Here is a 13,106-nt window from a genome sequence, read left to right on the forward strand (position 1 = left end):
TTTTATGGATGGTTTTCTGCATCCGACGTCGTTCGGTACGGGGTATTGGTGCTATGATCGGCATCGCTCAGTCCGGTTGGTGATTTGTGATTTTTAGCGATTGATCAGATCGCTCAACTCGGACTGAGTTCCCTCAAAGTGATCTACTATTTGGAACAGCTATTTAGCGTTAAAACACTGACATATGTTTCATAATCCATTACAGACCCAATCTCTCAACATCAATCCGCTCTGTTTTTATCCCCTCATGACGCAACCGTGCAATAAGCTCAACAATTATCGGATGTCGCAAAAAAGCCATGATCTCTTCAGCACGCTTGGCGCCGATACCTGAAAACTGCTGCCACTGCGATGCAGTACGCTGTTGCAACTGCAACCAACTGGCATTTTCCAGCGCTTTTCCGGCGGACTTCGGTACAGGTATTCCCAGCGCCAATAGCCAGCGTGACAGCGGTTGGCGACGAGCCATTTGCAGACGCCCATAAATGTCATCAGCCCGCCTGTTCCCCATTCCCGCCACTGACTGGAGTTGTTCTGACGTCAGCTTAAGCCAGGATAAAACATCGCTCAGCATGCCTTGTTGTACCAGATGCTGCCATATACCCGCGCTGATACCACCAAGATTAAGCCCATGATCGCCACTCAGCCAGGATAACCGGGCAATCATCTGCGCCTGGCACGCCCTGCTGTATTGAAAGCAACTGAAGGGGTGAAAATCACTTTCTGTCGGCGGGATAATGGTCTGGCGCTCCACGACCCGCCAGACCACACCATCCAAACGGGGGATCCCGTGTCCAGCCAAACTAATCGTGACCTGATCGCCCGGCAACACATCCCATTGCTTCCAGCGCGATAGCGAACCCACATTGACCCGGCGCACAGACTTGTCATCCAATTGCAAAGGATTAAGTTTCAGCACTACCGTAATTTTCCCTGTCCGGCCAACCGAGAATGTCACACCATTCACCTCTGCCACCCGCTGCACCAGCGGATATTTCCAGGCTACGGCCCAATCGCCTGGCGTATCGCGCCAGGCGCGTCCCTGCGGCGTCTTACCCTGCCGTATCACCACGCCGTCGGTCACAAATGGTAAGGGGCTGCGATACCAGATATCCCGCCATTTCTCAGCCTCTCTGAATGACGAAATGCGATGGGTATAGCTGGCAGCCATACCAAATCCCATGACCTGTAACGCCGCTAAACGTTCAGGTAACGTCGGCGGGCCATCCGGCCATTCCCAGATAAAAACGCCAATGCGCGATCGTATCGGCGAGGGTTGACGTCGCCGCATTTCTCCGGCGACCAGCGAGCGGGCATTAATTCCGCCTTGTATTTGTTGTCTATGATCGGTCGCCTCAAAAAAAAGCTCACCTTGCAACACCATTGACTCAGGCGAGTTTTCCAACTTCTGCGGAATATCTGGAATATCCCGCACTTTGGCTGTCCAGTCCTCACCTTGCAGGCCATTTCCCCGGCTGATGGCTGATAGCAGCTTTCCCTGCCGATAAACCAGCGTTACCGCCACACCGTCTATTTTCGGCTGGATCCAGACATCCTCATTACGCTGTTGTATCCATTGCGCCAGTTGTCCGCGTTCGGACAGCTTTTTCAAACCGGTATGCGCCACCGGATGAACTTGTTTACCGTTATCGGGCAGTTTGATACGAGCGGCCCCGGCATCAGGTTGAAAACAGATTCTCCAATGGTTCAACCGCTTTCTGAGTTGGTCATAGATCTCATCCTCAACCGGGCTTTGGCCTAACCGGTAGTAAGCGTCATCCCAGCGTTCCAACTGCTTGCGCAACGTATCGATTTCGTTATCCAAGCGCGCCGCCGGCCAATCCGGGCAAACCGGTGCGGCGACCAGGGCGCAACTGGTACAACCGGACAACACGAAAATGAATAACCGCCTGAGCCAGCAACGCATCACGTACACCTCCGTCAGAAAGAGCCGTAGTAAAACGCAGTGATAAAGGTAAAACGAGCGCGAAAAAGGAAAAATGCAAAGCGCCTCGCAAGATGATTTATGGCTTGCAAACAAAGGGAAAATCACCGGAATCCGCCACGCAAATCGAATTAAACCTGTTGGCAGACAAGAAATCAGGTGGCATAAAAGAAAAACATTGGGCGATGATATTTATCGCACCGCGACTGATGGCGTCCCGGTGTGTATAATATGAAAAATGCGCGTCCTGTCGCATCTGTATCCAATATATTTCAACGTGCTGGTCATGGTCAGCCTGAAGATTGAAAGTTGATGGGTATATTCCACTAATCGCAATTAACAAAACTTCACTATGGCTCAAGGCACGTTATATATCGTTTCCGCTCCCAGTGGGGCCGGAAAATCAAGTTTGATTCAGGCGCTACTAAAAACGCAGCCGCTTTATGACACGCAGGTATCGATTTCTCATACCACTCGCGCCCAAAGGCCGGGAGAGAATCACGGCGAGCACTATTTCTTTGTCTCGGCCGATGAATTCAAGCGTATGATTCAGGCGAACGAATTCCTGGAATATGCTGAAGTTTTCGGCAATTACTACGGAACATCACGGCTTGCCATCGAACAGATACTCGCGACAGGCGTAGACGTTTTCCTGGATATTGACTGGCAGGGCGCTAAGCAAATTCGCGCCCAAATGCCGCAGGCGCGCAGCGTTTTCATTCTGCCGCCGTCAAAAGAGGAACTGGCGCGCCGTCTGCGCGGCCGTGGTCAGGATAGCGAAGAGGTTATCGCACGCCGCATGGCGCAGGCGGTGGCTGAAATGACGCATTACGGCGAGTATGATTATTTAATTGTGAATGACGATTTCGATCTGGCTTTGCTGGATCTGAAAACCATTATTCGCGCTGAACGTCTGCGTTTAGGCAGACAAAAAATACGGCATGATGCATTAATCACCAAACTATTGGCAGACTGACGCCTCTTTCAGTATGATGCGCAGTCATTTTATTTCCTGTGGAGTAGCACATTTATGGCACGCGTAACTGTTCAAGACGCTGTAGAGAAAATTGGTAACCGTTTTGACCTGGTGTTGGTCGCTGCTCGTCGCGCCCGTCAGATCCAAACTGGCGGTAAAGAACCGCTGGTCCCGGAAGAAAACGATAAGTACACCGTGATCGCGCTGCGCGAGATCGAAGAAGGTCTGATCAACGCCCAGATTCTGGACGTTCGTGACCGTCAGGAACAGCAAGAGCAGGAAGCCGCAGAAATTCAGGCGGTTACAGCGATTGCTGAAGGCCGTCGTTAATTAGACCACGAGTCGCCTTTGTACATTTTTGAAAGCCTTAATCTGCTGATTCAACGTTATCTGCCGGAAGACCAGATAAAACGTTTACAGCAGGCTTATCTCGTCGCACGTGATGCTCACGAGGGGCAGACTCGCTCCAGCGGTGAACCCTACATCACTCATCCGGTCGCGGTGGCCTGTATCCTGGCCGAGATGCGTCTTGACTATGAAACGCTGATGGCCGCGTTATTGCATGATGTGATAGAGGATACACCCGCCACCTACCAGGATATGGAACAGCTTTTTGGTAAAAGCGTTGCTGAACTGGTGGAGGGCGTTTCCAAGCTGGATAAGCTAAAGTTCCGCGATAAGAAAGAAGCGCAGGCTGAAAACTTTCGCAAAATGATCATGGCGATGGTGCAGGATATCCGCGTCATTCTGATCAAACTGGCTGACCGTACTCACAACATGCGCACGCTGGGTTCACTGCACCCGGACAAACGGCGCCGTATTGCCCGCGAAACGCTGGAAATATACAGCCCGCTGGCGCACCGCCTGGGCATTCATCATCTAAAAACCGAGTTGGAAGAACTGGGTTTTGAAGCGCTCTATCCCAACCGTTACCGCGTGATTAAAGAAGTCGTCAAAGCGGCCCGTGGTAACCGTAAAGAGATGATCCAGAAAATCCTCGCCGAGATCGAGGGGCGTTTGACCGAAGCCGGGATTACCTGCCGCGTCAGCGGTCGCGAAAAGCACCTATACTCTATCTACTGCAAAATGCACCTGAAAGAACAGCGTTTCCATTCGATTATGGATATTTACGCCTTTCGGGTGATCGTTAAAGAAGTGGATACCTGTTATCGCGTGTTAGGCCAGGTACACAGTCTGTACAAACCACGTCCCGGACGAGTAAAAGACTATATCGCCATCCCCAAGGCCAATGGTTACCAATCGCTGCACACCTCACTAATTGGTCCGCATGGCGTGCCGGTGGAAGTACAAATCCGTACCGATGATATGGATCAGATGGCGGAAATGGGCGTGGCGGCGCATTGGGCTTATAAGGAAGGCGAAAGCAGCACCACCGCACAGGTTCGTGCGCAACGCTGGATGCAAAGCCTGCTGGAATTACAGCAGAGCGCGGGTAGCTCTTTTGAGTTTATCGAAAGCGTTAAGTCTGATCTGTTTCCCGACGAAATGTATGTGTTCACGCCGGAAGGCCGGATTGTGGAATTGCCGGCGGGCGCGACGCCGGTGGATTTCGCTTATGCCGTACACACGGATATTGGTCATGCCTGCGTCGGGGCCAGAGTAGATCGACAACCCTATCCATTATCCCAATCGCTAACCAGCGGACAAACCGTTGAAATTATTACCGCGCCGGGCGCAAGACCGAATGCCGCCTGGCTGAATTTCGTCGTCAGTTCCCGTGCGCGCGCCAAAATCAGGCAAATGCTGAAAAACCTCAAACGCGATGATTCCGTCAGTCTGGGGCGACGTTTATTGAGTCACGCACTGGGCAGCGGACATAAACTGTCGGATATTCCACAAAAGAGCATTCAGCTTGAATTGGACAGAATGAAACTCGCGACGATGGATGATCTGATGGCGGAAATCGGCATGGGTAATGCCATGAGTGTGGTGGTGGCGAAAAACCTGCTCAATGAACAATCGCCGTCAGGGAATACCGGGCTGCGCAAATTACCAATTAAAGGCGCGGATGGCGTAATGCTTTCCTTCGCGAAATGCTGCCGCCCCATCCCCGGCGATCCGATTATCGCCCACGTCAGCCCCGGCAAGGGGCTGGTGATCCACCACGAATCCTGTCGTAACATCCGCGGTTACCAGAAAGAACCTGAGAAGTTCATGGCGGTTGAATGGGATAAAGCGACCGAGCAAGAGTTTATTGCCGAAATCAAAGTGGATATGTTTAACCATCAGGGCGCATTGGCTAACCTGACTGCGGCGATCAACGCCGCGAATTCCAATATTCAAAGCATCAATACAGAAGAAAGAGACGGGCGCGTATATAGCGCGTTTATCCGCCTCACTACGCTCGATCGCGTTCATCTGGCGAATATTATGCGTAAGATCCGCGTGATGCCGGATGTAATAAAAGTTAACCGTAACCGAAATTAACTGTTATGACCCCTCAACGTTATGCACGCATAAGAGAGATGCTGACCTGCCGTCAGCCCGATCTGACGCTTTGCATGGAGCAGGTGCATAAGCCCCATAACATTTCCGCCGTTATCCGCGCCGCTGATGCGGTTGGCGTTCATCAGGTTCACGCCGTGTGGCCCACCAATCGCATGAAAACGCTGGTTTCTTCCGCGGCGGGCAGCAACAGTTGGGTCGAAGTCAAAACCCATCGCACCATCCATGATGCCGTCAGCCATCTCAAATCAGCGGGCATGCAAGTGCTGGCAACCCACCTGTCCGAACAGGCGGTTGATTTTCGTGACATTGATTACACGCGTCCAATCTGCATTCTGCTGGGACAGGAAAAAACCGGTATTACCGCGGAAGCGCTAAAACTGGCTGACCGGGATATCATCATTCCTATGACGGGCATGGTGCAATCGCTGAATGTCTCGGTCGCATCCGCCCTGATTTTGTATGAAGCTCAGCGGCAACGTCAGATGGCAGGCATGTACCAGCGCGAAAATAGTCCGCTGGAAGAGGGAGAACAACAGCGCCTGTTGTTTGAAGGCGGTTATCCGGTGCTGGCGCGCGTGGCTAAACGTAAAGGGTTGCCCCGCCCTTATATCGATAATAACGGCCAGATTGTGGCCGATGCCCCCTGGTGGGCCGCGATGCAAGCGTCGGAGTCCTGATGCAAGGCCGCCTGCTGCATACCCAACCGCTGAGTACGCTCACTGGCGTGGGCGCCAGTCAGGTCGCGAAACTGGCTCGACTTGGGCTGGAAACCGTTCAGGATTTATTGCTTCACTTGCCGCTGCGCTACGAAGATCGAACCCGCCTTTATGCTATCGGCGATCTGCTGCCGGGGATGTACGCCACCGTGGAAGGCGAAGTCTTGCGTAATGACATCACCTCTGGCCGTCGCCGTATGCTCACCTGCCAAATCACTGATGGCAGCGGCATGCTGACCATGCGCTTTTTCAATTTCAACGCCGCAATGAAGAACAGTCTGGCGCCGGGCCAGCGCGTCACCGCCTATGGTGAGATCAAGCGCGGCAAAATTGGCGCTGAAATTATCCACCCAGAATACCGGCTGCAAGGGGATAACACGCAGGTTGAATTGCAGGAATCGCTGACGCCGGTTTATCCCACCACGGAAGGCGTTCGTCAGGCCACGTTACGCAAATTAACCGATCAGGCGCTGGCTTTGCTGGATGCCAATCCCATTGATGAACTGTTGCCGGAAGAACTGAGTCGAACGCTTATCAGTTTGCCGGAAGCCTTGCATATGCTGCATCGTCCGCCGTCCGATATGCAGCTCAGCGAACTTGAACAGGGTAAACACCCGGCGCAGCAGCGGCTGATTATGGAAGAGTTACTGGCGCATAATCTGAGTATGCTGGCGGTCCGTGCCGGTGCGCAGCGTTATCAGGCACTATCTCTGCCAGCCAACGACCATCTTAAACAGCGTCTGCTTGCCAGCTTGCCCTTCTCCCCAACCGCGGCGCAAGCGCGGGTCGTCAGCGAAATTGAAGCCGACATGACCAAAGACTTTCCCATGATGCGGCTGGTGCAAGGCGATGTTGGCTCAGGCAAAACACTGGTTGCCGCGCTCGCGGCGCTACGCGCCATCGCGAACGGCAAGCAAGTGGCGCTCATGGCGCCTACCGAACTCCTGGCGGAGCAGCATGCGCATAACTTTCGCCAATGGTTTAAACCATTGGAAATAGAGGTAGGCTGGCTGGCCGGAAAACAAAAGGGAAAAGCCCGTCAGACACAGCAAGACGCCATTGCAGGCGGTCAGGTATCCATGGTGGTGGGAACCCATGCCATTTTCCAACAACAGGTAAAATTCATTGGGCTGGCGCTGGTGATTATTGATGAACAACACCGTTTCGGCGTACACCAACGCCTGGCGCTGTGGGAAAAAGGCGAAGAGCAGGGATTTCACCCTCATCAGTTAATCATGACCGCCACACCGATCCCCAGAACGCTGGCTATGACTGCCTATGCCGATCTGGACACCTCGGTTATTGACGAACTGCCGCCGGGGAGAACGCCCGTAACCACCGTGGCTATCCCCGATTCACGCCGTCATGACGTTATTCAGCGCGTCAACAACGCCTGTCAGCAGGAAGGGCGGCAAGCTTATTGGGTTTGTACGCTGATAGAAGAATCCGAGCTTCTGGAAGCTCAGGCCGCTGAAGCCACCTGGACGGAGTTAAAAGCGGCGCTGCCCGATCTTGCTGTCGGCCTGGTGCATGGCCGTATGAAAGCACAGGAAAAACAGTCTGTTATGCTGGCTTTCAAGCAGGGTGAATTACAACTGTTAGTCGCCACGACCGTTATTGAGGTTGGCGTTGACGTCCCGAATGCCAGCCTGATGATTATTGAAAATCCAGAGCGACTAGGTCTGGCGCAGCTTCATCAGCTACGAGGCCGGGTTGGTCGTGGCGCGGTTGCCTCACACTGCGTGCTGCTTTATAAAACCCCGCTCAGCAAAACGGCGCAGAAACGGCTTCAGGTATTACGTGACAGCAACGATGGATTCGTTATTGCGCAACGTGATTTGGAAATTCGCGGTCCCGGCGAGTTGCTGGGCACCCGTCAGACAGGCAACGCTGAATTCAAAGTTGCGGATCTGCTACGTGATCAAGCGTCAATTCCGCAGATACAACGCGTTGCCCGCCACCTTCATCAATACTACCCGGAACGCGCTAAGGCATTGATTGAGCGTTGGTTACCAGAGCGAACCCGTTATACCAATGCTTAATTTCTCGTCGTGATAGCACCTCGCGTCAAATAACCATATTTTAAATAATGTTTTTATGGCAACAAATGAAACTGCGTTCCGCAAACGTTTGCTTTTGTCAGGCAGATCATTAAAATGCCCTCTTTGTCATTTCAGATACGCCAATTATTATGACCACCACCACGGATATTCCTCAACCAGATCTGACATCGACGCCTAAGCGCAGCGAATTAATCTACCGTCTGGAGGACCGGCCTCCTCTGCCACAAACCCTGTTTGCAGCCTGTCAGCATCTGCTGGCGATGTTTGTCGCGGTAATCACGCCCGCCATGCTGATCTGTCAGGCATTGGGGCTACCGGCGCAAGACACGCAGCACATCATCAGCATGTCGCTTTTTGCCTCTGGCCTTGCTTCCATTCTACAGATTAAAACCTGGGGCCCCGTCGGGTCAGGCCTGCTGTCTATTCAGGGCACCAGCTTTAATTTCGTTACGCCATTGATCATGGGCGGGTTGGCGCTGAAAAACGGGGGCGCGGATGTTCCCACCATGATGGCGGCCCTGTTTGGTACGTTGATGGTCGCCTCCTGCACAGAAATCATTCTCTCGCGCTTTTTGCACCTTGCGCGCCGGATTATCACGCCGCTGGTGTCGGGCATTGTGGTGATGATTATCGGTCTGTCGCTGATCCAGGTTGGCTTGACATCGATCGGCGGCGGCTATGCCGCCATGAACGACAACACGTTCGGCGCGCCGAAAAACCTGCTGCTGGCGGGTATTGTTCTGGCGGTGATTATCATTCTGAACCGCCAGCGTAACCCTTATCTGCGCGTGGCGTCGCTGGTGATCGCCATGGCGGTGGGTTATTTGGTCGCGTGGGCGATGGAGATGTTGCCGGATAGCTCGCCAACGGCAGAAAGCGCGCTCATCATGGTGCCGACGCCGTTGTACTATGGCCTGGGATTTGACTGGAACCTGCTTATCCCGCTGATGCTGGTCTTTATGGTGACCTCACTGGAAACCATTGGGGATATTACCGCCACTTCCGACGTATCAGAACAACCGGTCAGCGGGCCGCTGTACATGAAACGCTTAAAAGGCGGCGTATTGGCAAACGGCCTGAACTCCTGCCTGTCCGCAATCTTCAATACCTTTCCGAATTCCTGCTTTGGGCAGAACAATGGCGTTATTCAACTTACCGGCGTCGCCAGCCGCTATGTCGGATTCGTGGTTGCATTGATGTTGATTGTTCTGGGCCTGTTCCCGGCGGTCAGTGGCTTTGTGCAACATATTCCAGAGCCGGTACTGGGCGGCGCAACCATCGTCATGTTCGGTACGATCGCCGCATCCGGCGTTCGGATCGTATCTTGCGAGCCGTTGAATCGCCGCGCGATCATGATTATCGCGCTTTCACTGGCCATCGGACTGGGCGTATCGCAACAGCCATTAATCCTGCAATTCGCGCCAGAATGGATGAAAACCCTGCTTTCTTCCGGTATTGCGGCAGGCGGTATCACCGCCATCGTACTGAACCTGGTTTTCCCCCAGGAAGAAAAGTAATACCGATACGTCTGACCTGCGCCAACAAAAGCGACGCATGATGCAACACGCGTCGCTTTTTACTGTCTGTAACGACATTATCTATTGAGCCTTATAGGTAATTGCGGCATAAACTCAGTATCCCTGACGATAGGCATGGACAGACACGATGAAATTTCTCGGGAAATTATTGCTGACGGTATTCCTGCTGGCGTTACTGGCGCTGGTTATTCTGTACGTATTGCTGCAAACAGCATGGGCGGCAGGCTGGGTCAGCAATTGGGTGAACCAAAACACCAATTACCAGCTTTCATTAGGTAAAATCAGCCATGACTGGTCTTCTCCCAGTCGTATTCAGCTTAACGATGTCATCTTCGGCCACAAGGATCAGCCCCCGACACTCTCCGCACCCACCGTCTCGGCGGGACTCAGCATGCGCCAGATCACCGCGCCGCGCCACTTTTCCAGCCTGGAACTGGCGGGCGGCACGCTGAATCTGTCGTCTGCGGCCGTTACGCTACCCATCGAGGCGGACGTTTTACAATTACGCTCGATGGCGCTACAGGCGCAAGACGGCGACTGGCGTTTGAATGGTCAGGTCATCAACGGCGGGATTATGCCCTGGCGACCAGAAGCGGGATATTTGCTGGGTAAGCAGAGTCGCTTCCAGCTTAGCGCCCGCTCGATGCGAATTAATGATATTCCCGCCAGTCAGGTGCTGATGCAGGGTGAAATCAACCAGAACCAGCTTATTCTCAGTAATTTCGGCGCCAATGTAGCACAAGGTCAACTCACCGGTAACGCCAGCCGTGGGGAAGATGGCAGTTGGCAAATTGATAACCTGCGACTCAGCAATGTTCGCCTTCAAACCCCACGAACCATAAAGGATTTCTGGGGGCCGATAACCGCTATTCCGTCCGTGGTGGTCAATCGCTTCGATTTGATTAATGCCCGCATTGAAGGGCCGGGCTGGGCGTTTATCGATCTTGATGTCACGCTACAGGGCGTCACCTTTACCAAAGGCGACTGGGAAAGCGAGGACGGCGAGTTATCCTTTAACGCCACCGATATTGTCAACGGCGGCATGCACTTCATCGATCCTATCGTGGATCTGGCGCTCTCGCCGAACGGCGTGGGGATCAAACAGTTCACCACCCGCTGGGAAGGCGGGTTGCTGCGTACCAACGGTAGCTGGCAGCGTAATAACCATCGCTTAGAATTGAATGAGTTTGTGGTGGCCGGCATGGAATACACGCTGCCGGGCAACTGGCGTCAACGCTGGCAAACATCGCTGCCTGACTGGTTGGCGGAAGTAAATGTGCGAAAATTCACCGCGAATCGCAATCTGCTGATTGATATCAACCCGGATTTTCCATTCCAGCTTACCGCACTGGATGGATACGGCAGCGATTTGCTGCTGGCGCGCAACCATGAATGGGGAGTTTGGGCCGGTAGCCTGAATCTGAACGCCAGCGATGCCACCTTCAATAAGGTGGATATCCGGCGTCCCTCGTTGGCGTTGACGGCCAATGACCACCAGATTTCCATCACCGATCTCAGTACGTTTACCCAAACCGGTCTGCTGGAAGCCAAGGCCACTATCAGCCAACAACCGGATCGCGCGTTTTCATTTACGATGAGCGGACGTTCCGTCCCGATGGATATCCTGACGCGCTGGGGATGGCCGACGCCGTCCTCAACCCCGTCAGGCAATGCGAACCTGCAATTGCAGCTTATCGGGCGACTCGCTGCCGATACGCCGTTAAAACCGAGCTTAAATGGTGCGCTGCAAGGCACAGACAGCAACGAACAGCCCATCAATCAGCAAATGCGACAAGGCGCATTAACGACGCAGAGCGCGCAGTAAGACTTATCATGAGTGATGGCTAACGCCATCACTCACTGCAACGTCGATCCACTCTGCTCCAGCGGTTCTTCGGGATGCGCCGGTAAAACGATATAAATACCTTCAAAAAACGCACCTTTCTTGTCGTCACCAAACAGATCTACATTCAACTGCACTCTGGCTTTGCGCCCACGGGCGAGGCGATCCAAATCCCCGCTCAGTGAACCAAGATCGGCAATCGCGGTTGGTCTGCCCGCCACCGGCGTGCTGTAACGAATATGCGCATCAGCCAGAATAATCGTTCCCCCCAGGCGCCTCTCCCGCAATAACAGCCAGATCAATCCCCAACCGGTCAGCGTGGCAAGCGAGAACATACTTCCGGCAAACAGGGTGTGATGAGGATTCTGATTACCCGTTTCCGGCATGGTGGTGATAAACTTCTGCCCGGTATACTGGCTGATACGCACGCCCATTTTTTCACTCAGCGGAATATGCTCGTACCAGGCCTGCTGCAACTGTCCACACCAATCCGGGCGATGCAAAATGTCATCCAGGGTCGCTATCGGCTTAATCATCAGAAAATGGCGTATCGGCGTAGTCTGGGGCGCGGTGATTTCCCCTTCATTGACAAAACCCAGCTTGGCGAAGAAATCCATGGCATCCTCGCGCGCGCTACATACCACCCGTTTCACGCCTTCCTGACGCGCCACCGATTCCAGGGTCATCGCCAGCAGTGTCCCCAATCCTTTCCCCCTGACCTGAGGATGCACCGCTAAAAACCGGATTGCCGCTTCATTATCGGCATTGATGGAGAGGCGGCCAATCGCCACCAGCCGCCCTTGCTCATCAACCACGGTCTGATGATGCGCCAGCGCATCATAAGCGTCTCGTTCAGAGCCAAGCGGCTGATGCAGCGGTTTGCGCAGCATCTCCCAGCGGAATTGATAGTACGCATCAAGTTCTTCTGCGCTTTCAGGCACTCTCAGGTGATACATGACAATTCCTCTTTAAACCATTCATCTTTACTACTATTTTTCTTTAACTATTTATCTTTAAAGCCAGTTCTCTTTAAACTCAAGCCTCACTGAACAATACGCTATACCTGTAACCAGAATGTCACCGGCCCGTCGTTAATCAATGCGACTTTCATGTCCGCGGCAAAACGCCCAGTTTCCGTATGAATGGCCCGTTCACGGCACTGTCCGACAAAATATTGATAGAGGCGATCAGTTTCCGCAGGCATCACGCCACGGGAAAAGCCGGGGCGCATTCCTCTCTGGGTATCGGCCACCAGCGTAAATTGCGACACGACGAGTACGCTGCCGCCAGCCTGACTGACATTCAAGTTCATTTTGCCATTTTCATCACCGAATATTCGGTAACCTAAAACACGTTCGCAAAGCCGTTCGGCCTGTTGTTCATCATCGCCTTGCTCAACACCCAGCAAAACCAGCAACCCTTGCCCTATTTCACCAACAGTCTCATTGTCAACGGTGACGCTGGCGCTGGAAACCCGCTGAATTAACGCGATCATAGAAGATTTTTACTCCTGTTTTCATTATGTTGGCCGGATTCATCGCGAAAATGTGCGATGC

10 protein-coding genes are annotated in these 13,106 nt (G+C 53.3%); 7 read left to right on the plus strand and 3 right to left on the minus strand.

Going from position 1 to position 13,106, the window contains the following annotated elements:
- Nucleotides 1-199: 199 nt before the first annotated feature.
- Complete coding sequence (gene ligB, locus DES54_RS15490) at nt 200-1,927, minus strand: NAD-dependent DNA ligase LigB (protein WP_113868907.1); 1,728 nt, start codon at nt 1,925-1,927, stop codon at nt 200-202.
- 370 nt (nt 1,928-2,297) lie between these two features.
- Here ligB and gmk point away from each other — a divergent pair, with 370 nt between their 5' ends.
- From gmk to DES54_RS15530, 7 genes are all read left to right on the plus strand, one after another.
- A complete protein-coding gene (gene gmk / locus DES54_RS15500; RefSeq protein ID WP_113868911.1) occupies nt 2,298-2,921 on the plus strand; it encodes a guanylate kinase in 624 nt (207 codons plus the stop codon).
- Between the two features lie 54 nt (nt 2,922-2,975).
- On the plus strand, nt 2,976-3,251 hold the full coding sequence (gene rpoZ / locus DES54_RS15505; protein WP_113868913.1) for a DNA-directed RNA polymerase subunit omega: 276 nt from the start codon (nt 2,976-2,978) through the stop codon (nt 3,249-3,251).
- 18 nt (nt 3,252-3,269) lie between these two features.
- Nucleotides 3,270-5,369 carry a bifunctional GTP diphosphokinase/guanosine-3',5'-bis pyrophosphate 3'-pyrophosphohydrolase gene (gene spoT, locus DES54_RS15510; protein ID WP_113868915.1) on the plus strand — a complete coding sequence of 700 codons (2,100 nt, stop codon included), beginning with the start codon at nt 3,270-3,272 and terminating at the stop codon, nt 5,367-5,369.
- Nucleotides 5,370-5,374: 5 nt separating this feature from the next.
- Entirely contained in the window at nt 5,375-6,067 is a 693-nt protein-coding gene (gene trmH / locus DES54_RS15515) for a tRNA (guanosine(18)-2'-O)-methyltransferase TrmH (RefSeq protein ID WP_113868917.1), read from the plus strand.
- Complete coding sequence (gene recG, locus DES54_RS15520) at nt 6,067-8,148, plus strand: ATP-dependent DNA helicase RecG (RefSeq protein WP_113868919.1); 2,082 nt, start codon at nt 6,067-6,069, stop codon at nt 8,146-8,148. The genes trmH and recG overlap by 1 nt, the downstream gene beginning before the upstream one ends.
- Nucleotides 8,149-8,297: 149 nt before the next feature.
- A complete protein-coding gene (locus DES54_RS15525; RefSeq protein WP_113868921.1) occupies nt 8,298-9,686 on the plus strand; it encodes a nucleobase:cation symporter-2 family protein in 1,389 nt (462 codons plus the stop codon).
- Between the two features lie 148 nt (nt 9,687-9,834).
- The gene (locus tag DES54_RS15530) at nt 9,835-11,532 is read left to right on the plus strand and encodes an AsmA family protein (protein ID WP_113868923.1); all 1,698 of its coding nucleotides are present in this window, start codon (nt 9,835-9,837) and stop codon (nt 11,530-11,532) included.
- Nucleotides 11,533-11,564: 32 nt separating this feature from the next.
- Here DES54_RS15530 and fabY read toward each other — a convergent pair whose 3' ends face one another.
- On the minus strand, nt 11,565-12,506 hold the full coding sequence (fabY, locus tag DES54_RS15535) for a fatty acid biosynthesis protein FabY (protein ID WP_113868925.1): 942 nt from the start codon (nt 12,504-12,506) through the stop codon (nt 11,565-11,567).
- A 101-nt stretch (nt 12,507-12,607) separates the two neighbouring features.
- Entirely contained in the window at nt 12,608-13,045 is a 438-nt protein-coding gene (dtd, locus tag DES54_RS15540) for a D-aminoacyl-tRNA deacylase (RefSeq protein ID WP_113868927.1), read from the minus strand.
- Nucleotides 13,046-13,106: the final 61 nt, after the last annotated feature.

Source organism: Brenneria salicis ATCC 15712 = DSM 30166, from assembly GCF_003315515.1.
Lineage (GTDB): Bacteria > Pseudomonadota > Gammaproteobacteria > Enterobacterales > Enterobacteriaceae > Brenneria > Brenneria salicis.